The 21,794-nt window shown below is 64.5% G+C and carries 20 protein-coding genes and 1 pseudogene; 14 read left to right on the top strand and 7 right to left on the bottom strand.

What is annotated here, in order from left to right; translation table 11 throughout:
• Positions 1-7: 7 nt before the first annotated feature.
• The 3 genes from pqqC to pqqA all read right to left on the bottom strand — a co-directional run bounded on the left by pqqC (position 8) and on the right by pqqA (position 1,955).
• Positions 8-763 (bottom strand): pyrroloquinoline-quinone synthase PqqC, encoded by a 756-nt coding sequence (pqqC, locus tag ACVIGB_RS18260; RefSeq protein WP_456725144.1) that lies wholly within the window; start codon positions 761-763, stop codon positions 8-10.
• Between the two features lie 20 nt (positions 764-783).
• Complete coding sequence (gene pqqB, locus ACVIGB_RS18255) at positions 784-1,713, bottom strand: pyrroloquinoline quinone biosynthesis protein PqqB (RefSeq protein ID WP_092116120.1); 930 nt, start codon at positions 1,711-1,713, stop codon at positions 784-786.
• Positions 1,714-1,874: 161 nt separating this feature from the next.
• Positions 1,875-1,955 carry a pyrroloquinoline quinone precursor peptide PqqA gene (gene pqqA, locus ACVIGB_RS18250; RefSeq protein ID WP_035635412.1) on the bottom strand — a complete coding sequence of 27 codons (81 nt, stop codon included), beginning with the start codon at positions 1,953-1,955 and terminating at the stop codon, positions 1,875-1,877.
• A gap of 324 nt (positions 1,956-2,279) precedes the next feature.
• Between pqqA and ACVIGB_RS18245 the strand changes: the two genes are divergently transcribed.
• The 8 genes from ACVIGB_RS18245 to ACVIGB_RS18210 all read left to right on the top strand — a co-directional run bounded on the left by ACVIGB_RS18245 (position 2,280) and on the right by ACVIGB_RS18210 (position 9,463).
• Positions 2,280-2,537 (top strand): DUF6894 family protein, encoded by a 258-nt coding sequence (locus ACVIGB_RS18245; RefSeq protein WP_021080047.1) that lies wholly within the window; start codon positions 2,280-2,282, stop codon positions 2,535-2,537.
• A 167-nt stretch (positions 2,538-2,704) separates the two neighbouring features.
• Positions 2,705-3,979 carry a PQQ-dependent sugar dehydrogenase gene (locus ACVIGB_RS18240; RefSeq protein WP_456721591.1) on the top strand — a complete coding sequence of 425 codons (1,275 nt, stop codon included), beginning with the start codon at positions 2,705-2,707 and terminating at the stop codon, positions 3,977-3,979.
• Between the two features lie 116 nt (positions 3,980-4,095).
• Positions 4,096-4,665, top strand: a complete 570-nt coding sequence (locus tag ACVIGB_RS18235; RefSeq protein ID WP_456721592.1) for a c-type cytochrome — start codon at positions 4,096-4,098, stop codon at positions 4,663-4,665.
• A gap of 72 nt (positions 4,666-4,737) precedes the next feature.
• Positions 4,738-6,132 (top strand): amidase family protein, encoded by a 1,395-nt coding sequence (locus ACVIGB_RS18230; protein ID WP_456721593.1) that lies wholly within the window; start codon positions 4,738-4,740, stop codon positions 6,130-6,132.
• Positions 6,133-6,188: 56 nt separating this feature from the next.
• The gene (locus ACVIGB_RS18225; RefSeq protein WP_229170783.1) at positions 6,189-6,665 is read left to right on the top strand and encodes a glutathione peroxidase; all 477 of its coding nucleotides are present in this window, start codon (positions 6,189-6,191) and stop codon (positions 6,663-6,665) included.
• Positions 6,662-6,922, top strand: a complete 261-nt coding sequence (locus tag ACVIGB_RS18220; protein ID WP_092116110.1) for a DUF3297 family protein — start codon at positions 6,662-6,664, stop codon at positions 6,920-6,922. The genes ACVIGB_RS18225 and ACVIGB_RS18220 overlap by 4 nt, the downstream gene beginning before the upstream one ends.
• A 140-nt stretch (positions 6,923-7,062) precedes the next feature.
• Positions 7,063-8,232 carry a mandelate racemase/muconate lactonizing enzyme family protein gene (locus ACVIGB_RS18215; protein WP_456721594.1) on the top strand — a complete coding sequence of 390 codons (1,170 nt, stop codon included), beginning with the start codon at positions 7,063-7,065 and terminating at the stop codon, positions 8,230-8,232.
• Between the two features lie 169 nt (positions 8,233-8,401).
• Positions 8,402-9,463, top strand: coding sequence for a hypothetical protein (locus ACVIGB_RS18210; RefSeq protein WP_456721595.1), 1,062 nt, complete (start codon positions 8,402-8,404; stop codon positions 9,461-9,463).
• A gap of 56 nt (positions 9,464-9,519) precedes the next feature.
• On the opposite strand, the gene ACVIGB_RS18205 is transcribed toward ACVIGB_RS18210, so the two are convergent.
• Positions 9,520-10,884, bottom strand: a complete 1,365-nt coding sequence (locus tag ACVIGB_RS18205; protein WP_456749175.1) for a malonyl-CoA decarboxylase — start codon at positions 10,882-10,884, stop codon at positions 9,520-9,522.
• A gap of 158 nt (positions 10,885-11,042) precedes the next feature.
• Positions 11,043-11,843, bottom strand: a complete 801-nt coding sequence (locus ACVIGB_RS18200; RefSeq protein ID WP_456721596.1) for a helix-turn-helix domain-containing protein — start codon at positions 11,841-11,843, stop codon at positions 11,043-11,045.
• Between the two features lie 89 nt (positions 11,844-11,932).
• Here ACVIGB_RS18200 and ACVIGB_RS18195 point away from each other — a divergent pair, with 89 nt between their 5' ends.
• From ACVIGB_RS18195 to ACVIGB_RS18170, 6 genes and pseudogenes are all read left to right on the top strand, one after another.
• The gene (locus ACVIGB_RS18195; protein ID WP_456721597.1) at positions 11,933-13,123 is read left to right on the top strand and encodes an MFS transporter; all 1,191 of its coding nucleotides are present in this window, start codon (positions 11,933-11,935) and stop codon (positions 13,121-13,123) included.
• A gap of 210 nt (positions 13,124-13,333) precedes the next feature.
• Positions 13,334-14,879 (top strand): annotated as a pseudogene (locus ACVIGB_RS18190) (SUMF1/EgtB/PvdO family nonheme iron enzyme).
• 34 nt (positions 14,880-14,913) lie between these two features.
• A complete protein-coding gene (locus tag ACVIGB_RS18185) occupies positions 14,914-15,339 on the top strand; it encodes a DUF4399 domain-containing protein (RefSeq protein ID WP_092116096.1) in 426 nt (141 codons plus the stop codon).
• Between the two features lie 155 nt (positions 15,340-15,494).
• Positions 15,495-16,241, top strand: a complete 747-nt coding sequence (locus tag ACVIGB_RS18180) for a transporter substrate-binding domain-containing protein (protein ID WP_456721599.1) — start codon at positions 15,495-15,497, stop codon at positions 16,239-16,241.
• Between the two features lie 509 nt (positions 16,242-16,750).
• Complete coding sequence (locus ACVIGB_RS18175; RefSeq protein ID WP_050403146.1) at positions 16,751-17,569, top strand: formate/nitrite transporter family protein; 819 nt, start codon at positions 16,751-16,753, stop codon at positions 17,567-17,569.
• A 60-nt stretch (positions 17,570-17,629) separates the two neighbouring features.
• Positions 17,630-19,366 (top strand): protein kinase domain-containing protein, encoded by a 1,737-nt coding sequence (locus ACVIGB_RS18170; protein ID WP_456721600.1) that lies wholly within the window; start codon positions 17,630-17,632, stop codon positions 19,364-19,366.
• A gap of 170 nt (positions 19,367-19,536) precedes the next feature.
• Here ACVIGB_RS18170 and ACVIGB_RS18165 read toward each other — a convergent pair whose 3' ends face one another.
• Positions 19,537-20,325, bottom strand: a complete 789-nt coding sequence (locus ACVIGB_RS18165) for a substrate-binding domain-containing protein (RefSeq protein ID WP_456721601.1) — start codon at positions 20,323-20,325, stop codon at positions 19,537-19,539.
• A gap of 190 nt (positions 20,326-20,515) precedes the next feature.
• Positions 20,516-21,739 (bottom strand): polyhydroxyalkanoate depolymerase, encoded by a 1,224-nt coding sequence (locus ACVIGB_RS18160; protein ID WP_456725145.1) that lies wholly within the window; start codon positions 21,737-21,739, stop codon positions 20,516-20,518.
• Positions 21,740-21,794 lie beyond the last annotated feature (55 nt).

Here is a 21,794-nt window from a genome sequence, read left to right as displayed (position 1 = left end):
TACGTCTCTAGCTGGTTTTCGGCACGAAGGCGCCGGGCGGAATCTGGCCGTCGACATAGGCGTGATAGAGCGCGTCGAGCTGCACCCACAGCACGTTGGTCTTGAAGATCAGCGCATTGCAGACCGCCTCGCGCTCGGCGGGCGTCCTGGCGTGCTGCTTGACATAGTCGAGCGCGAAGCCGGCGTCGCGCGGCGCCTGGCTCAGGCGGCGGCTGAAGTAGCTCATGATGTCGGGATTGACGAAGTCGTAGTGCTTCAGCATCCCCGAGATACGCTCCTCGTGCAGGTTCGGCGCGAACAATTCGGTGAGCGAGGAGGCGATCGCCTCCAGCGGCGTGCGGTCGCGGCAGAAATGCACATAGGCTTCCACGGCAAAGCGCGTCGCCGGCAAGATGCCTTCGGTGGACTCGACATAGGCGGTGTCGAGGCCGAGGCCTTCGGTCAGCTTCAGCCAGCGCTCGATGCCGCCCTCATTGCCGAGATCGCCGTCGTGGTCCTCGATGCGATGGCGCCATTCGATCCTGGTGTTGCGGTCGCGGAAGCGCGAGATCACCATCGCGTCCTTCAGCGGGATCGTGCTCTGGTAGTAATAGCGGTTCAGCGCCCAGGCCTGGACCTGGCCCTTGTTGAGCTTGCCGCCGTGCAGCAGGCGGTGGAACGGATGCAGGCTGTGATAGCGCGTCGCGCCGATCGTGCGCAGCACAGATTCCATCTCCTCGGCACTGTCGAGCGTGATGCCTTTGCCGATCGAGAGCGCGGTCATTCCGTTCGTAGGCACGACATTCACAGCACGATCTCCGTTCCGTCGGAAGGAATCTGCCAGCCCGCCTGTTCGGCCGCCTTGCGTTCGGCCGAGGTCCCAAGCAGCGCCGGGTTGGAGTTGTTGATATGCAAAAACACTTTTCGTCCGATGTCGAGCCCGGCGAGGTTTGCGATCGCGCCCTGATCGCCCGACATCGCGATATGTCCCATGCCCTGGCCGGTCTTGTTGCCAAGGCCCGCCGCGATCAGCTCGTCGTCGCGCCACACCGTGCCGTCGAAGAACACCAAGGGCGCGCCCTTGAGCCGTGATTTCAGGTCGTCAGTCACCCGGGCGCAGGCGGCCAGGAAGTAGAAGTATTGGCCGCTACGCCTGTCTGCAATACGCAGGCCGAGCGTATCGCCGACGCCGTCGGCGCCCGCCGGGTGCGCCTTGCCCTCGAGATACCAGGCGCCCTTGCCGGGAACCTCGAACGGCAACACCTCGAGCCCGGACGGCGATCCGTCGGGCAGGGCCGGCTCGAAGGCCTGATCGACCGCGATCGGCCGGCGGGCGACGTTCTTCTCGCTCAGTACGTTGAAGATACTGTTCGCGCGCAGGATCGCCAGCACCCGCTCATGGGCGTAGATCGCAAATGGCGAGCCCTCGCGCATCGACAACAACCCGGCGACCGCATCGATCTCGCCATTGGTGAGGATGACGCCGGCGATCGGGCTGTGGCGCAAGGCGCCGTGCTTCGGATGCAGCTGGGGCGTGGCGATCAACTGTTGACGGAGATCCGGGGACGCGTTGACCAGGAACCAGTGCGCGCCATCGCCGCTGACGGCGATCGAGGCTTGCGTGCTCTGCAATTCCGGATGATCGCTTCGCGCCGTCCTGCAGACAGCACATCCGCAGTTCCACTGCGGAACGCCGCCACCCGCCGCGGCACCCAGGACGACGACACGAAGCATGATCCGTCCCCTGGAGACGTTTAACTCAGATCCGAAAAACCCGGACCCAGAAACGTTACGAGGTGGACCCCGGCTTTGGAACACACTCCCATGCTCGGGAGCGCGTCACGCCCGGATGTCCACCTGCGCTAAAACGCTAAACGTGTATAGGGCGCTGCCGCTTACTTGCGGGTGGCGCACATATACATGTTGATTTCCATGCCGACCGACACTTCGACGATCTTCGGTGCTTTCCAGGCCATTAGGCTCTCCTTGTTGCAACCGGACGAACTTTCCGCCCTGGAGGTTAAACTAATGCGGTTGGAAAAGTTCGCCACTTAAATTTTTCGCAAGCGGCCCGCGGAAGCGCATGCTGCACTGCGGGAAGCGAATCCGGCCCCCTCACAAATTTGTGCGCGCATTTCCGGTCAAAACCCGGTGGGATCAGACCTTTTTCCTGTTGTTCGCCACACGGTGAATGTTGATCTTGGACTAAGAGACAGCGACCACGCGATCCTCCGAAGGTCCTGATGACGATTCCGTGCTTCCCGGTGACGGGAAGCGACTAACCGAGCCGAGTTCAGCCGATGCCACGCTATTTCTTCAACACCCGTATCGGCGACGAGCTGATCTCCGACCCCGATGGTGAAATCCTGCGGGATCCGGATCGTGCATGGGAAATGGCGCGGGCGATGATTCGCGAACTGCTCAAGACCGAGGGGGCCGACGGCGCGCTGCTCAGCGCGGTGATCGAGGTGACCGACGACGAGGGCGAGATCGTGCTGGAGTTTCCATTCACCGAGGCGATTCTCGATCGCCCTGATCACTCGATGACGAGGCACTGAGAGACAGCGACAACGTCGCGTGGCCACAACCATGCGTTGGCCGATGTCAGCATGTTTCCGATTGCAATTGTACGGACAAATTCGCAAGACTATGAACGGACAGCCGAATGGCGCCGGTCGACGTCAATGGCGCAATCAACAACGGCTTCCACCCAGGGGAGATCATCATGAAAAAACACTCGTTCGCACCGCGCAGCCTGCTGCTCGCGGGGGCCATGCTGGGGGCGTTCACGCTCTCCGCTGCGGCGCAACAGCCGGCGGCCGCGCCCGCCGCAGGTGCCGCGCCGGCCGCCCAGCCGCTGCCGCCGGGCTCGCCCATGATCGGGCGTCCGGACAATGAAGCCGCCGCCAAGCTCGCGCCGGTGGCGCCGCCGCCGCTGCCGTCCGCGCCCGACAAGCTGCCGCTCGCCAAGCTCAAGGTGCCGGCCGGCTTCAATGTCGAGGTCTATGCCGCCGGCATGGCCAATGCGCGTTCACTGGCGCTCGGCGACAAGGGCACCGTGTTCGTCGGCAGCCGGCTCGTCGACAAGGTCTATGCGATCGTCAACAAGGACGGCAAGCGCTCGGTCAAGGTGATCGCTTCCGGCCTCTACCGTCCGAACGGCGTCGCCTTCAAGGACGGCACGCTCTACATCGCCGAGCTCTCGAAGGTCTCCAAGATCGACAAGATCGAGGACAATCTGGACAATCCGCCGAAGCCGACCGTCATCTACGACAAGCTGCCGAAGGACGAGGCGCACGGCTGGAAGTTCATCGCCATCGGCCCCGACAACAAGCTCTATGTCCCGGTCGGCCAGCCCGGCAACAACGTGCTGCACGACGCCGACCACGGCCAGATCCGCCGCATGAATCTCGACGGCTCCGGTGCCGAGGTCTACGCGCTCGGCGTGCGCAACTCGGTCGGCTTCGACTGGAACCCCGAGACCAAGCAGATGTACTTCACCGACAATGGCCGCGACTGGCTGTCGGAGACGGTGCCGGAAGACGAGCTCAACCGCGTCACCAAGGCGGGCGAGGATTTCGGCGCGCCATACTGCTACCAGGGCAACATCATCGACCAGGAGCTCGGCTGGGGCAAGAACTGCAAGGACTACACGCCGCCGGTCGGCCTGATGGGTCCGCATACCGCCTCGCTCGGCATGCGCTTCTACACCGGAAGCCAGTTCCCGAAGGCCTACAAGAACGTAATCTTCGTCGCGCGCCACGGCTCCTGGAACAAGTCGCAGAAGCAGGGCGGTGACGTCGTCGTCGTCAGGCTGAACAAGGACGGCACCGTGAAGTCGGTCGAGCCGTTCATGACCGGCTTCCTCGAGGACAACAAATATGTCGGCCGCCCGGTCGACGTGATGCTGCTGAAGGATGGCTCGCTGCTCGTCTCCGACGACTGGAACGGCGCGGTCTATCGCGTCAGCTACGGCAAGCCGAAGGTCGCGAACCAGTAAGTATCAATCGTCGTCATTGCGAGCGAAGCGAAGCAAGCCATTCCCGCCACTTGCGGCGATATGGATTGCTTCGTCGCTTCGCTCCTCGCAATGTCGGAATATGCCGGGAGTGTCCAATGCACAAAACCATCGTCGCAGTCCTGGCACTGGCCTCCATCGCTGTGTCCGCAAACGCCGAGACCATCCAGGAGCGCACTGTCGCGTGCTTTGCCTGCCATGGTGAGCACGGCACGTCGGAAACCGAGAACACGCCCTCGCTGGGCGGCCAGCAGGCGCCCTATGCGCTGATCCAGCTGTTCATGTTTCGCGAGAAGCTGCGGGTATTCGACCCGATGAACGAGATGGCGAAGGCGATGACCGACGACGATTTGCGCACCTTCTCGGACTTCATCGCCACCTTGCCGAAGCCTGCGCCGCCCGCGGATGCCGGCGATCCGGCGCGGATGGCGCGCGGCCAGGCGCTGGCGCAGCAGAACCGCTGCAACAGCTGCCACAACACCGATTTTTCGGGCAAGGACAACGTCCCCCGCATCGCCAACCAGCGCGAGGACTACCTCGCCAAGACGCTGGCCGAATACAAGGACAACAGCCGCCACGGCTACGACGCCACCATGGCGGACGTGATGCAGACGGTCACCAAGGAGCAGATCGGCGACCTTGCCTATTACATTGCGCATGTCCGCTGAAACATCAGGCGGCGGGCGTCTGGTCTTGGCCTTCGTGCGGCGCTAAAACGCCTGCGTCATACGGAGTAGCACATGCAGGATCTTTGGCGTTTGTCGGCGGCCGAGCTCGCCTCCCTTATCAAATCCAAGAAGGTATCGGCGAAGGAGGCGGCCGAGGCCGGGCTCGCCCGGCTCGATGCGGTCAACCCGAAGATCAACGCGGTGGTCGATCACCGGCCGGACGACGTGCTGGCACAGGCCGCCAAGATCGATGCGGCAATTGCGCGCGGTGAGGCGGTCGGGCCGTTGGCCGGCGTGCCTGTCACCATCAAGGTCAATGTCGACCAGGAGGGCTACGCCACCACCAATGGGCTGAAGGCGCAGCGCGACCTCATCGCCAAGGTCGACAATCCGGTGGTCGCCAATCTGCGCAAGGCCGGCGCGGTGCTGCTCGGCCGCACCAATTGCCCGGCGGTTTCGTACCGCTGGTTCACCACCAACCTCATTCACGGCGACACCAAGAATCCGCGCGATCCCGGCATCACGCCGGGCGGCTCGTCGGGCGGCGCGGGCTCCGCGGTCGCGGCCGGCATCGGCCACATTGCGCATGGCACCGATATCGCAGGCTCGGTTCGCTATCCGGCTTATGCCTGCGGCGTGCACGGCCTGCGGCCGAGCATGGGCCGCATCCCCGCCTTCAACGCGGCGCTGCCGGAGCGTCCGATCGGCCCGCAGATCAGCGCGGTCTCGGGCCCGCTGGCGCGGACCGTCAACGATCTGCGCATCTCGCTCGCCGCGATGTCGGCGCCGGACTATCGCGATCCCTGGTACGCGCCGGTGCCGCTCGAGGGCCCGCCGCGGGAGAAGCGCGTTGTGATGTGCCTCAATCCCGATGGCCTCAACCCGGTGCCGGAAGTCGTCGCCGCGGTGGCCGATGCCGGCAGGCGATTGCAAGCGGCCGGCTGGATCGTCGAGGAGATCGCCGACACGCCGTCCTTGCGCGAGGCGGCCGAGATCCAGACCCGGCTCTGGCTCGGCGACGGCTACGAGGCCCAGCTTGCGTTCGCGGAACGCGAGGGCGATCCCGGCGCGCTGGCCTGCCTGCGCGGCGTCCGCGCCAGGGTGCATCCGTTCGACCTGTCGCAGGCGCTGACCCGCCGCGCGACCTTGACCCGCGAATGGTTCGCCTTCCTGGACAAATATCCGGTGCTGCTGATGCCGGTCTCCGGCGAGCTGCCGTTCCCCGATCATCTCGACCGCAAGGACGAGGCGTCGTTCGCGCGGGTGTGGCACGCGCAGCTGCCGCAGATCGCGATCCCCTTCATGGGGCTTCCCGGGCTTGTCGTCTCGACGGGGCTCGTCGGCCGGATTCCGGTCGGCGTGCAGCTGGTGGCCGGCCGCTACCGCGAGGATCTCTGCCTTGCCGCGGGTGAGGCGGTGGAAGCCGGCGGCGCGCCGTCGTCGCCGATCGATCCGGTGAGCGCATGATCCGGAAAAGTGGGTACCAGTTTTCCGACAAGATCATGCGCAGGTGAGGGAGAACGATGGCGACCGTCTACGATTTCACCGCCAAGTCGCTCACCGGCGATGAGGTGCCGCTGCAGCGGTTCGAGGGCCAGGTGCTGCTGATCGTGAACACGGCGAGCGCCTGCGGGTTCACGCCGCAGTACAAGGGCCTGCAGGAGCTGCACGCCGGCCTCTCGGCGCGCGGCTTTGCCGTGCTCGGCTTTCCCTGTAACCAGTTCGGCGCGCAGGAGCCGGGCGATGCGAAACAGATCGCCGCGTTCTGCGAGACCAACTACGCCGTGACGTTTCCGATGTTCGCCAAGATCGACGTCAATGGCTCAGGTGCGCATCCATTGTACGAGCACCTGAAACGTGAGAAGTCGGGCCTGCTCGGGCCGGCGATCAAATGGAACTTCACCAAGTTCCTGGTGGATCGCTCCGGCAAGGTCGTGGCGCGGCATGCGCCGACCGCCCGGCCCGAAGGATTGAAGAAGGAAATCGAGGCGCTGCTATGAGCGACGACACCAACGACCAATTTCCCGACCGCCTCTCGGTCGATCCGAACAGCCCGTACTACAACGCGGAGATTCTTTCGCGTGATGTCGGCATCCGGTTCAAGGGAGCCGAGAAGACCAATGTCGAGGAGTACTGCATCAGCGAAGGCTGGGTGCGGGTCACCGCCGGCAACGCCAAGGACCGCTACGGCAATCCGCTGACCATCAAAGTGCACGGGCCGGTCGAGCCGTATTTCCGGGATAAGGCGAAGTCCTGAGGCGCTTCCTCCACCGTCATTGCGAGCGAAGCGAAGCAATCCATTCCTACGCTTGTTGAGAACTGGATTGCTTCGTCGCTTCGCTCCTCGCAATGACGATGAGAAGAGAAACGGACACCAACACAGAGAGCGACAACACCATGTCCGTCCGCATCGTCGACGTCCGCGAGGTGACAAAACCGATCTCCTCGCCGATCCGTAACGCCTATATCGACTTCACCAAGATGACCACGAGCCTGGTCGCCGTGGTCACCGATGTGGTGCGCGACGGCAAGCGGGTGGTCGGCTACGGCTTCAATTCCAACGGCCGTTACGGGCAGGGCGGTTTGATCCGCGAGCGCTTTGCGCCGCGTCTGCTCGAGGCCGATCCGAAATCGTTGCTCGATGCCGCCGGTGACAATCTCGATCCGGACAAGGTCTGGTCGACGCTGATGTCGAACGAGAAGCCGGGCGGCCATGGCGAGCGCTCGGTCGCGGTCGGCACCATCGACATGGCGGTGTGGGACGCGGTGGCGAAGATCGCGGGCAAGCCGCTGTTTCGGCTGCTCGCCGAGCGTCACGGGCTATCGGCCAATCCGCGCGTCTTCGTCTACGCCGCCGGTGGTTATTACTATCCGGGCAAGGACCTCGGCGCGTTGCGCAAGGAGATGCGCGGCTATCTCGACCGCGGCTACAACGTCGTGAAGATGAAGATCGGCGGCGCGCCGCTCGCCGAGGATCGCGAGCGCATCGAGGCGGTGCTGAAGGAGATCGGCCGTGGCGCGCAGCTTGCGGTCGACGCCAATGGCCGCTTCGATCTGGAGACCGCGATCGCCTACGCCAAGATGCTGCGGGAGTATCCGTTGTTCTGGTACGAGGAGGCCGGCGATCCCCTCGACTACGCGCTGCAGGCCGCGCTGGCCGAATTCTATCCGGGCCCGATGGCGACCGGCGAGAACCTGTTCAGCCACCAGGATGCGCGCAACCTGATCCGCTACGGCGGCATGCGGCCGGACCGCGACTGGCTGCAATTCGACTGCGCGCTGTCCTACGGGCTCTGCGAATATCAGCGGACGCTCGAGGTGCTGAAGACCCACGGCTGGTCGCCGAGCCGCTGCATCCCGCATGGCGGCCACCAGATGTCGCTCAACATCGCAGCCGGCCTCGGCCTCGGCGGCAATGAGAGCTATCCCGACCTGTTCCAGCCCTATGGCGGGTTCCCGGACGGCGTGCGCGTCGAGAATGGCCACATCGTCATGCCTGACCTTCCCGGCATCGGCTTCGAGGGCAAATCCGACCTCTATGCGGAAATGAAGGCGCTGGCGGCGTAGCCGGTGCCCATCCGGCCAGCCCGGCCGGTTTGAGTCCGCTTGCAACATATTTTGAGCGCCGCTCAATAAATTATTGAACGTTGCTCACGTTCCGATATACTCATGCAGGAGAGACGCCTCTTTCCTTGTCGTTGGGGGGAGGCGCGGAACCGGCCATGAGGATAGCCGCATGCCATATTCAGCGAAGAATCTCCGGGACGCCGCCGATGCCGGGGTGATCAGCGCGGCTGATCTGGACCGGTTGCTTGCCTTCCTGGCGAGCCATGACGGGCAGGGCGCGGCCGGCGACGCAAGCCCGGCGGCGAGGTTCGATGCCGCCCATGTGCTCTGGTACGCCGGCGCGCTGATCGTGATCGGCGCCATGGGCCTGTTCTCGACCCTGGCGTTCACCCAGATGGGCGGCCGGGCGCTGACGGCGTGCGCGATCACCTACGCCACCGCTTTCGCAGTGGCCGGTCACCACCTCTGGTACGGTAGGGATCTGCGGGTTCCCGGCGGCCTGTTGATCGCGATCGCGGTTTCGATGGCGCCGCTTGCGGTCTACGGCATCCAGGACGAGCTCGGCTGGTGGGGCAAGTTCGGCAAGCCCGGAACCGTGCATGATTTCTACATCTGGGTGAAGGGCAGCTGGATCTTCATGGAGATCGCGACCGTTGCCGCCGGCATCGTCGCGCTGCGCTACTTCCGCTTCGCCTTCATCGTCGCGATCATCGCGTTTGCGCTGTGGTTCATGTCGATGGATCTCGCGCCATGGTTCAGCGGCACGAATTATGCCGACTTCGAAACGCGGCGCCGGGTGTCAGTGTGGTTCGGATTGGCCGTGCTCGCAGTGGCCCGGATCGTCGACTATCGCAGCCGCAACGGTGACTTTGCGTTCTGGCTGCACCTGTTCGGCCTGATGGCGTTCTGGGGCGGCATTACCGCGTCCGAAGGGTCGACCGAACTCTCGAAAGCGGTCTATTGCCTGCTCAATGTCGGTCTCGTCGCGGTCGCGGTGATCCTGATGCGGCGCGCCTATGCGGTGTTCGGCGCGTTCGGCATCTGCATCTATCTCGGACATCTCGCCGACGTCGTCTTCAAGGACTCGCTGTGGTTTCCGTTCTCGCTGTCACTGATCGGAATTGCCGTGATCGCCTCAGGCCTGCTCTACCATCGCAACGAGCGTGCGATCGCCGCCTGGCTCGAGGCGCATCTGCCGGCGGGGCTGCGTCCGCGGTCTGCCACCGCGTGACGCCGGCCCGGGCATGACGACAATTGAGAGAGCTGGATCGTATCCGGAAAAGGGTCCTACGACAGCCGCATATCGAGCAGCCGCCGGCCTTCGCCCTTCAAGAGCTTCTTCACCGCGCTCGAGGCAATCACCTCGCCATTGTTGGCGTAGGCCTCGTGGTTCTTCTCGATGTCGTCGAGGCGGTAGAGGTAGTTGACCATGATGCCGGCGGATTCGCGCAGGCCCTTGGGCGAGAGGTCGCCGAGCCAGTTGATCCGCTCCAGCCGGGCGCCGTTGCCGAGATGGAAGCGCGCGACCGAATCGATCAGCCGTCCCTTCGGCGTGCGTGCCTTCAGGAAGTAATAGGCGGCGAGCGGCTCCAGCACGGCGCGCAGCTGCGTGGCGAGCTCGGCGTTCTCGAACCAGGCGGGCTTGCCGAGGCTTTCCAGCAGCTGGCGGTCCTCATCTGACAGCGGAACGTCATCGGCCTGCTTCACCCACTGCATGAAGCCCGGCACCGGCGACAGCGTCACGAAATTGTCGAGCTTCGGCAATTCGCGGCGCAGCTCCTCGACCACCTGCTTGATCAGGAAGCTGCCGAAGGAGATGCCGCCCAAACCGCGCTGGGTGTTGGAGATCGAATAGAACACCGCGGTGCGGGCGCGCTCGACCGGCACCGGCTCGCGCTCTTCCGCCAGCAGCGGCGCGATCGCGCCCGGGATGGCTTCGGTCAGCGCGACCTCGACGAAGATCAGCGGCTCGTCGGCCAGCGCCGGGTGGAAGAACGCGTAGCAGCGGCGATCCACCGGATCGATGCGGCGGCGCAGATCGTCCCAGTCGCGGATCTCGTGCACGGCCTCATAGCGGATGATCTTCTCCAGAATATTGGCCGGCGACGACCAGTCTATCCTGCGCAGCACGAGAAATCCCCTGTTGAACCAGGACGAGAGCAGATGCACCACGTCGCGATCGAGCGCGGCGAGGTCCTTGTTGCCCTTCATCAATGAAAGCAGATCCGAGCGTATCGACACCAGCTCGCCGGTGCCGCCTGGTGCCCGATTGAGCCGGCGAATCAATTCCTGGCGGCGCGGCTCGGAGGCGAAATGCAGGTCGCTGGCGTCGCCGCCATTGGCCTTGTCATCCGCCTTGGCGCGCCAGCTCTCGATCGCCTGCGCCAGTCTGGCGTGATCGGGGCCGAAATCGCGGGCCAGCGTCTGGAAGAACGACAGGCGGCCGGCGGCATCGAGGTGGTGGTAGCGGTCGAGCACTTCGCGCGCCATCGCGGTGCCGGAGGCTTCGCCGCGGCCGGACAGCAGCGCCTCGCACAATTCCAGAAGCTCGGACGCATCCTGCCTGTCGTTGGCCGGGCTGGCGCGGCCGAGCAGGACGCGGCCGCGTTCGGAAATCGTCGAGAGCAGGTCGGAGAAGAAGGCGTTGGCCATGTGCGGGTCGTATCCAGCGGATCGTATTCAGTGAAGCCGGACCTTACACGGGATTTAAGGTCGGGAGGACTGCAATCAAGCGCATGGATCGTACGGAAATATGTCGCAGCGCGACAACGGTATAATTCGTCATCACTGCGTCCGATGATAAACCCCGCTCACGTCCGTTCCGCGAACGCGGTCGGTGTCTTGCCGGTGACCTGGCGGAACGCATGGGAAAATGCCGGCACGCTGGCATAACCGAGGTCGGAGGCGACCTGCTTGACCGAAACATTCGCGCTAGTCGACAGGCGCTCGATCGCGGCCGCGATGCGGGCGCGCTGGCACCAGCTCTTGAAGGACAGTTGCGTCTCCGCCGAGAACAGGCGCGACAGCGTCCGCGCCGAGGTGCCGACCGTGCGCGCCAGCGCATCGATCTCGTGATCCTTGGTCGGATCGGCCAGCACGATGTCGGCGGCGCGGCGGCAGCGCGGCTCCTGCGGCAGCGGGATGAAGGTCGCGGAATCCTCGGCCTGGTGCAGTTCCAGCATCACGAGCCTGATCAGGAGGTCGGTGCGCTCGCGTCCGCATGAGGCGTCGAACAGCGCAAGGATTGCCTGGTGCACCAGCGGCGACACCCGCACCACGAATTCATGGCCGAGGCTGTCGCTGCGCGCTTCGCGCGCGAGCCAGGCCCGGTCGAAATACAGCGTGCGCATCTCGATATCGGCGAGCACGTCGATCGCGTGGGGGAGCAAAGCTGGGACCCACACCGCGCGGTCCGGCGGCACCAGCCAGCGGCCCTTCGGCGTCGTCACCTGCATGGTGCCGCTCGCGGCATAGACCAGCTGTGCCTCGCGGTGCATGTGCGGGTCGAGGCGGACGCCCTTCCGGTAGCTGCGCGCGACCATGTGCACGCCGTCGCCGGTGACACGCCGGTCCTTGTGGAGGGCTCTTATTGGCGGCTCAGCGATAGTCATTGGCGACATCCCGTCAGGACAAGGACCTATAACCTATTTTCGAGCAATTGAAGAATCGCGTGAGAGACTTGCCAGTGAAAGACCTGCCCATGAGCAGCCCAACGAACAGTCCAAGCCGGGTGATCAGCTTCGTCAACGCCGGCCATTTCATCGACCACTATGCGATGCTGATTTTCGCGGCCGCCGTCATCATCATGGGCCCGGCGCTCGGCATGGCCTATTCGGAACTGCTGCCCTATGCGACGCCGGGCTTCATCGCCTTCGGAGCCGGCTCGCTGATCACGGGCTGGCTCGGCGATCGCTGGAGCCGCCGCCACATGATGGTGATCTTCTTCGTCGGCATCGGCCTGTCGATGATCTCGGTCGGCTTCGTGCAGACGCCGCTGCAGCTCGGCGCCGCGCTGCTGGCGATCGGCATCTTCGCCTCGATCTACCATCCGGTCGGCACCGCGATGATCGTGTCCTATGCCGAGAAGCTCGGCGCCCAGATGGGGATCAACGGCGTCTGGGGCAATCTCGGCGTCGCCTCCTCGGCGCTGGTCACCGGCGTGATCGGCCAGTATCTCGGCTGGCGCTGGGCCTTCATTGTGCCCGGCACGGTCACCGTGCTGGTCGGCATCGCCTTTGCGATGACGGTGGTGCATGAGGACCGCAAGGGCTCCAGGCAGGCCGCAGCGCAGGTGCGGGTCGCCAAGCAAGACATGTGGCGGGTGGTGCTGTCGCTGCTGATCGTGGTGATCGCGATCTCGACCACCTTCAACGCGGTGACGGTTGCGCTGCCGAAACTGTTCGCCGAACGGCTCGCCGATCTGACCAGGAGCCCGGCGCTGCTCGGCGTGATCGCGGCCGGAGTCTATGTGTTCGGCGCGATGACCCAGTACACGATCGGCAAGCTGCTCGACAAACATTCGCTGAAGACGGTGGCGCTGCCGCTGTCGTTCATGCTGGCACCGTTCCTCTATCTGGCGGCGAGCCTGTCCAATTTGCCGCTGATCGTGGTCTCGATCGGCATCGTGATGGGCGCGTTCGGCCAGGTCACGGTGAACGATGCCATGGTCGGCAAGTACACGACCGAGGAATGGCGCTCGCGCGCCTATGCGGTGCGCTATTTCGTCGGCTTCACCGCGGCGGGCGCCTCCGTCGGCCTGGTGGCCTGGCTGTACGACCAGGGCGGCTTCTCCATGATGCTGCGCGCGTTCGCGGCGCTGTGCCTGCTGGCGATTGCGGCCGCGATCATCCTGCCGCGCGAGATCCGGACGCCAGCCACACAGGCGGGGTGATGTGCTGGCGGTTTGCCGCAGCATTTCAAGCTGAAACAAGCCCGCAGCGCCATCCGCCACCAGCGGATGGCGCTTTTTCGCGCACCGCACCATTGCGTCCGCAAACTTTGTCCGGACCCGGCGGTGTGATACGCTCCACACGGGCCTCAGGGCCCAAGGCGCCGGTTGCGCCGATCACCGCCATTTGTGGTTTGTGGAGCAGCCGAGGCCATGGGCGAAATTCGCGACTTCAAATCCGGCAAGCCGGGCAAGCCACCGCCCGGCGAAGCAATGCCGCGGCGCCTTGCCGCGATCGTTGCGGGCGATATCGCCGGCTACAGCCGCTTGATGCAGCTCGATGAAGAGGGCACCCACAACCGCGTCAAGCGGATCGAGCGCGATCTGGTCGAGCCCACCATTGCCGAGCACCACGGCAAGCTGGTCAAGACCACCGGCGACGGGTTCATCGCGATGTTCGACAGTCCGGTCGAGGCCGTCCGTTGCAGCATCGTGATCCAGCAGAACATGATCGGCCGCAACGCGGCGATCGCGAGAGATCACTGGATCGAGTACCGGATCGGCGTCAATCTCGGCGACGTCATCATCGAGGCCGACGATATCTTTGGCGACGGCGTCAATGTGGCCTCGCGTCTTGAAGGGATTGCAGCGCCCGGTGAAGTCTTCATCTCCGGCGGCATCTACGAGCAGATCAAGCACAAGATGGTCTGCGGATACGAATCGCTCGGCGACAAGAAGGTCAAGAACATCACCGATCCGGTCCGGGTCTATCGCGTGTTGCCGGACGCTGCCGCGTACCAGAGGACGCGCCGGCGCCGTGAGTCCATCCTGCTTACGCTGCTCGGACTGGCGGTCGCAGTCATCGCTGGCGGCGTGCTTTGGTACATGCTGGCGCAACCGCGCAGCAAGCCGATCGACGTGGCGCAGGTGCCTCCGTCACCGACCGCGTCGCCGGCCGTTCAGCAGGCCGGCACCGAGCCCGGCTCCGGCTCCAGGCCAAGCTGCAAGTCCGGTCCCAGGTGCCGCACCGACGCAGCAAGCCTCGCCTCAAGCCGCGCCCTCTGCAACTCCCGCCGCGTCGGTGCCGGAGCCTGAAATGGTCTCGCTCCAGGGCGGCAGCTTCTCGATGGGAAGCAATGACGACCCTTCGGAGCGGCCGATCCGCAAGGTGACGGTCAAGCCGTTCGCCATGGGCAAATATCCGGTCACCGTGCGGGAATGGAATGCCTGCGCGGCGGCCAAGGCGTGCGGCTTCACAGCCAGTGGCAAAGACGACGTTCCCGTCACCAATGTGAGCTGGAGCGATGCGAAACAGTATGTGGCCTGGCTCGCCGAGGGGACGAAGAAGGCCTACCGGCTTCCGAGCGAGGCCGAATGGGAATACGCGGCGCGGGGTGGAACGCAATCGAGATACTGGTGGGGCGATCAGATGCAATCGGGCAACGCCGGTTGCAAGGATTGCGGTGGTGCCGGTGCCGCCGAACAGCCGGTCAAGGTCGGCAGCCTCAAGCCGAATCCGTTCGGGCTTTACGACATGGGCGGCAGTGTCGATCAGTGGGTCGAGGATTGCTGGCACAGGAACTACCAGGGCGCCCCGGCCGATGGCGCGGTGTGGCCCGGCGGCGACTGCGCCTCCCATGTCATTCGCTCCGGCTCGTGGAAGAATGATGCGCGCTATGTCCGTCCGGCCAACCGCGACAATTACGACGCCAACGTTCGCTACCCGACCCACGGTTTCCGGGTCGCGCTGTCTCCCTGAGAAATCGTCCGCAATAGCCAGATTTGGAGGGGTTATGAAAAGTGCAGGCCTGATCATGCTCGCTGCGGCACTGACATTGCTCGCCAGTCCGGCCACCGCGCAAAACAAACCGGCGGGGAAAGACACCAAGCTGTATTTCATCTGGCCGCACGACGGAGCTAAGGTCAAAAGCCCGTTCTGGTGCCGCTTTGGGCTGCGCAACATGGGCGTCACCCATGCCGGCGACGAATACCCGAACAGTGGCCATCACCATCTTCTGATCGATGTGGATGAGCCGTTGAATCCGAATGAGCCGATCCCGTCGGACAAGTCTCACCAGCACTTCGGTGCGGGCCAGACCGAGACGCAGCTCGATCTGGCGCCCGGCAAGCATACCTTGCAGCTGGTGCTGGGCGACGCCAAGCACTATCCATTCAACCCGCCGGTCGTCTCCGAAAAAATCACCATCCGGGTCAAATAGGCCGATACGGATGGCTCCCTTGCGCGAACCGCCGCTTGCGCAAAGCGGCCTCGTGCGGTTTGTTGCGCGCCGCCGGGCGCTAGACCCGGCCTGGAGGGCGTCCGATGTTGTCGCGACTGCTGCGTCTGGCTGGCCTCGTTCTGGGAGTGATTGTCATGGCCACATCTGCCAATGCCGACGCCTTGAAGGATCAGATCGCGCCGACCGGAAAGCTCCGCGTCGCGATCGCGATCAGCCCGGCGGGCGGCGCGTTCTGGTCGACCCGGACCGAGAACGGCTATGCCGGCGTTCCCGTCGATCTCGGCAGCGAGATGGCGGCGCAGCTTGGCGTTCCCGTCGAGTATGTCGTGCACCAGAATTCCGGCCAGATCACCGATGCGGCGGCGAAGAGCAGCTGGGACATCACCTTCCTGCCCAAGGATCCCCAGCGTGAGACCAGGATGACGTTCGGGCCGATCTACGAGGTTGCCGACGCCACCTATATCGTCAAGCCGGGCTCAACGATCACGAATTTCGCGTCACTGGACCAGGACGGCGTCAAGGTCGCTGCCGTCAACGCCACCACCACGATGCGCGGCGCGATCGCGCATCTCAAGCACGCCAAGGTCACGGGCTATCAGACCTATGACGAGATCTTCAATCTGCTGAAGAACGGCGAGATCGACGCATTCGCGTTGTCGCGCGATCAGCTCAATGCGATGGCCAAAAAGATTCCGGGCACCCGTGTGCTGGACGAGACCTTCAAGCAGACGGTCACCGCGGTCGCGGTGCCGCTCAACCATCCGCTGGCCGCGGCGTTCGCCACCAGGTTCATGACCGATGCGATCGCCAACGGCACGCTGCGCAAGGCCTATGACAATAACGGGCTGAAGGGTTCCCCGGTCCGTACCGAGGTGAAGTAGACCGGCGTGTATCGACACTCCCCCGTCACCCTGAGGAGCGCGCAGCGCGTCTCGAAGGGTCGACGGCCACCAGCCGGGCCGTGCATCCTTCGAGACGCGCTACGCGCTCCTCCAGCGACAAAGGCGAAGCATTTGCGCGGGGATGACGGGGATGGAGAGGCGCGCCCCCCTGGGTGACATCTGGGCATGCTGCATAATTCCGCGCCATCGCGCCGGGCAGTTCCTGCGTTACCTCTCTAACTCATTGGATTGAAAAGGATTTAATGCCGTCCGCGAGCGTCTCCGGTTGGCACATCGATTGCTTTTAGATGCATCAGTCAATGACGACTGCCGTCCTCCGGATTGCCGAAGCCAATGCAGGCCGAGGTGAGGGGATCAAGGCGCCCAGCCCGGGCGCCGCGAGCAATCGTCACACCCCCAACTCCCCGGACGGACGAGCAATTCAACCAACCCGCGTCGCTTCCGGCAAGCAACCGGCGCGGCCGAATTGCGCAAGGGGAATTTTACGAATGGCCTATCTCGCACCGTCCGAATTCGTCACCAAGATGGTGGACGCCGGCGAATCCAAGATCTTCATGTCGACGCGCGACACCGTGATCCGCGCCTACATGGCCGGTGCGATCCTCGCGCTGGCAGCCTGGTTTGCCGTGACGATCAACGTCAACACGGGCCAGCCGCTCGTCGGCGCATTGCTGTTTCCGGTCGGCTTCGTGATGCTCTACCTGCTGGGCTTTGACCTGCTGACGGGCGTGTTCGTTCTCTCGCCGCTCGCGCTGCTCGACAAGCGCCCCGGCGTCACGCTCGGCGGCGTGCTGCGCAACTGGGGCCTCGTCTTCATCGGCAACTTCGCTGGCGCGCTCACGGTGGCGTTCATGATGGCGTTCGTGACCACGTTCGGCTTCACGCAGGAGCCCGACAAGGTCGGCATGACCATCGGAAACGTCGGCGAGGCGCGAACGCTGGGCTACGCGGCGCATGGTGCGGCGGGCATGGCCACTCTGTTCATCCGCGGCATGCTCTGCAACTGGATGGTTTCCACCGGCGTCGTCGGCGCCATGATCTCGACGACGGTGCCCGGCAAGGTCATCGCGATGTGGATGCCGATCCTGGTGTTCTTCTACATGGTGTTCGAGCATTCGGTGGTGAACATGTTCCTGTTCCCGTCGGGACTGATGCTGCATGCGAAGTTTTCGATCATGGACTACCTGATCTGGAACGAAATCCCGACCGTGCTCGGCAACCTCGCCGGCGGCCTCGCCTTCACCGGGCTCACGCTCTACACGACGCATGTGAAGACGGCGCCGAAGCGCCAGCGCCTTGCGGCTTGATCCTGGCCGGCTTATGGGGCTCTCCTGTCACGGAGGGCCCCATTCGCATTGGGACGGTCGATGCCGGGCGCGCTGACAATATCGGTTGGGCAATTCTCTGATCAGGGCCGCAAGGACACCAATCAGGATTTCCACGGCGTCTTGATCCCCGACGAGCCGCTGCTCGGCTTGAAGGGCATCGCCGTGGTGCTTGCCGATGGCATCTCCTCGAGCAATGTCAGCCGCATCGCCGCGGAGTCCGCGGTCAAGAGCTTCCTGACCGATTATTACTGCACCTCGGAATCCTGGTCGGTGAAGACCTCGGCGCAGCGGGTGCTGGAGGCCACCAATTCCTGGCTGCACGCACAGACCAGGCGCAGCCAGAACCCCTATGACAAGGACAAGGGTTACGTCTGCACGCTGAGCGCGCTGGTCATCCGGTCGACCACGGCGCATCTGTTCCATGTCGGCGACAGCAGGATCTACCGCGTCGCGGGCAACAGCCTCGAGCAATTGACCAACGACCACCGCGTCGTGATCTCCTCGCAGCAGAGCTATCTCGGCCGCGCGCTCGGCGTGAACCCGCAGCTCGAGATCGACTACCAGAGTCTCCGGCTGGAGCGGGGCGACGCCTTCCTGCTGGTGACCGACGGCATCTACGAGCACGTCCCCGCGCGGCAGCTGGCGAAGACGATCAGGGATGGCGCGGCCGATCTCGATGCTGCCGCGAAGTCGATCGTCGAGCAGGCCTATGAGAACGGCAGCCCGGACAATCTCACCGCGCAGATCATCCGGATCGACGAATTGCCCGACGGCGACGCCAGCGAGGTGTTCGGCCAGCCCACCGAGCTGCCGCTGCCGCCGCTGCTCGATGCAAGGATGCTGTTCGACGGCTACCGCATCGTCCGCGAGCTGCATGCATCGCACCGCAGCCACATCTATCTCGCGGTCGACGAGGAGAGCGGCACTACGGTCACGATCAAGATCCCCTCGATCGACCTGCGCGACGATGGCGCCTATCTGAAGCGCTTCATGCTGGAGGAGTGGGTCGCCCGGCGGATCGACAGCCCGCACGTGCTGAAGCCGTTTCTGCCGCAGCGCAAGCGCAACTTCCTCTACGTCGCGATGGAGTATATCGACGGCCAGACCCTGACGCAGTGGATGATCGACAATCCCGATCCAGCGCTCGAGACGGTACGCGACATCACCGAGCAAGTTGCAAAAGGGCTGCGCGCCTTCCACCGCAAGGAGATGCTGCACCAGGACGTCAGGCCCGACAACATCATGATCGACAGGACCGGAACGGTGAAGATCATCGATTTCGGCTCGACGCGGATCTCGGGCGTTGCCGATGCGGCGCCGGCTGATGTCGAGGACATTCTGGGCACCCAGCAATACACCGCGCCGGAGTATTTCCTGGGCGAGGGCGGCACCGCGCGCTCCGACCTGTTCTCGCTCGGCGTCGTGACCTATCAGATGCTGACCGGCCGCTTGCCTTACGGCGCGCAGATCGCGCGCGCCCGCACCCGATCCGACTTCAACCGGCTGGTGTATCGTCCGGCCGCGCATGGTGGCCGCGAGATTCCGGCCTGGGTCGACGGCACGCTGGAGCGCGCGGTGCACGTCAATCCGCTGAAACGCTACGACACCTTCTCGGAGTTCTTGTTCGACTTGCGCAACCCCAACGCAAGATATCTGACGACGTCATCGACGCCGCTGATCGAGCGCAACCCGGTGCTGTTCTGGAAGTCGACCACGCTGGTGCTCGCGCTTGTCGTGGTGGTGCTGCTCGCCTACGGCGCGCATCATTTGCGGTAGGGGCGCCAAATCCGCCAACCTATCCCCGTCATCCTGAGGAGCGCGCAGCGCGTCTCGAAGGATGGACGGCCCCGCTGGTGGCCGATTCATCCTTCGAGGCTCGCTCCGCTCGCGCCTCAGGATGACGGGGAGAGAGCGGGGATGACGGGGATAAAGCCGGCGATGCCTCGCTAATGCGTCGCGCCGGCGGCAACCGGATCGAGGCCACTCTTGACCAGCGCGTCGCGGGCATCCGGCGAGGCGAGGAAGCTGATCAGCGCCTTGCCGGCGTCGGGCTCCTTCGCGGCGGTCGCGATGCCGGCGGAGAACACCGTGATCTTCTGCAACGGCTCCGGCAGGGGGCCTATGATGTCGATGCCCGCAACCGGCTTCAGCTCGGAGATCTGCTGCAGGCCGATCTCGGCCTCGCCCCTGGCCACGATCTCGCCGACCGGGGTTGCCGGGATCATCCGCGCCTTGTCCTTCATCTGATCGGCGATGCCGAGCTTTGCGAACATCTCGGTTGAGACATAGACGCCGCTGGCGCTGTCGGAATAGGCGACCGATTTCGCCGAAAGCAGCGCCTGCTTGACTGAATCGGCCGAGCCGATGTCCGGCTTCGGTGCGCCTGATTTCACCGCAATGCCGATCGGCGACTTCACGAGGTCGACGCGGCTGTCGGCCACCACCTTGCCCTGCTTCATCAGGTCACCCAGCGCATAGCCGACCATGATCAGCACGTCGGCCGGCTCGCCGCGCTCCAGCCGCACCGGAATGGCGTTGGTCGTGGTGCCCATCGACGGCCCGAAGGCGGTCACCACCTTGTGCCCGGTCTTGCGCTCGAATTCCGGCACCAGCGCCTTGTAGGCCGCGGTCAGTCCGCCCGAGATCATGACATGGACTTCGGCGGCGGATGCGGCCGACGTGAGGGCGAGGGCGCCGATGACGGCGAGCGTGAGGGCACGGAAAGTGGCGCGCATGGAGTTTCTCCCTGGACGATTCTTGGGAAACAGGTCGTCGTGGGCGGGGAGACTACTGCCTGGCGGGATGCGTGACTAGCTCCGCCGTCATTGCGAGCGAAGCGAAGCAATCCATCATGCCGCATGTGCGGAGGCATGGATTGCTTCGTCGCGTTGCTCCTCGCAATGACGGGAGAGTGTCGTCGCGCTCTCACGAATTCACATGCACGAAATCGCGCAGCAGCGGGTAGATCTCGTTGTTCCAGCGCTTGCCGGAAAACACGCCGTAATGGCCGACGCCGGCCTGCATGTGGTGCACCTTGCGATAGGTGCGCACGCCGGTGCAGAGGTCCTGGGCGGCGAGCGTCTGGCCGATCGAGCAGATGTCGTCCTTCTCGCCTTCCACCGTCATCAGGCCCATGCGCCGGATCGCCGCCGGGTTCACCGGGCGGCCGCGATGCATCAGCATGCCTTGCGGCAGCAGATGCTCCTGAAACACGTCGCGCACCGTCTCGATATAGAATTCCGCCGGCAGATCCATCACGGCGAAATACTCGTCGTAGAAGGTCTTGATCAGCTCGGCCTTGGCGGTCTCGCCTTTGGCGAGATGGTCGGCGAGGTCGATGTGCTGCTTGATGTGGCGCTCCAGGTTCATCGAGACGAACGCCGTCAGCTGCACGAAGCCGGGATAGACCTGACGCAGCGCGCCCTTGCACTGCATCGGCACGTAGTTGATCAGATTGTCCTCGAACCATTTGATCGGCTTGCTCTTGGCGAATTCGTTCACCTTGGTCGGCAGGATCCTTGTGTCGATCGGCCCGGCCATCAGGGTCAGCGATGCCGGCCGCGCCGGATGATCGTCTTCGGACATCACCGCGGCAGCCGCCAGCGCCGACACCGAGGGCTGGCAGATCGCCACCATATGCGCGCGCGGGCCGAGCTGGCCGAGGAAGTCGATCAGGTGGTCGGTGTAGTCCTCGAGCCCGAAGCGGCCCTCCTGGCGCGGGATGTCGCGCGGATTGTGCCAATCGGTGATGTAGACGTCGTGGTCCTGCAGCAGCGTCTTCACGGTGCCGCGCAGCAGCGTGGCGAAATGGCCGGACATCGGCGCCACCAGCAAGAGCCGCGGCTGCTCCGGGCCGTCCACCTTCCTGAAATGCAGCAGCGAGCCGAACGGCGTCGCATAGGCGACCTCCTCGGTCACCTGGTATTCCCGGTTGCCGGCGGACACACTGCCGATGGCGTAGTCGGGACGGGCGTAGGTCAGGGTGGAGCGCGAGATCAGCTCAAGCGCCGCCGCGAGCCGGCCGTACACCCGGTCGGCGGCGCCCTGCGGCACCAGATTGAGGTATTTCAGCGCCGCTGCAGCCCCGGTCCGCCATGGCGCCGTGAGGTCCATGTGGTTCTGATAGGCTTGGTACATCATTGACATCATACGCATCCGCCCCTGGCCCGGCTGGATATGCAATATCGACGCCAGAGAGGGGGCG

This window comes from Bradyrhizobium sp. USDA 4341, from assembly GCF_054063755.1.
This window is presented reverse-complemented; position numbering and strand designations above follow the sequence as displayed.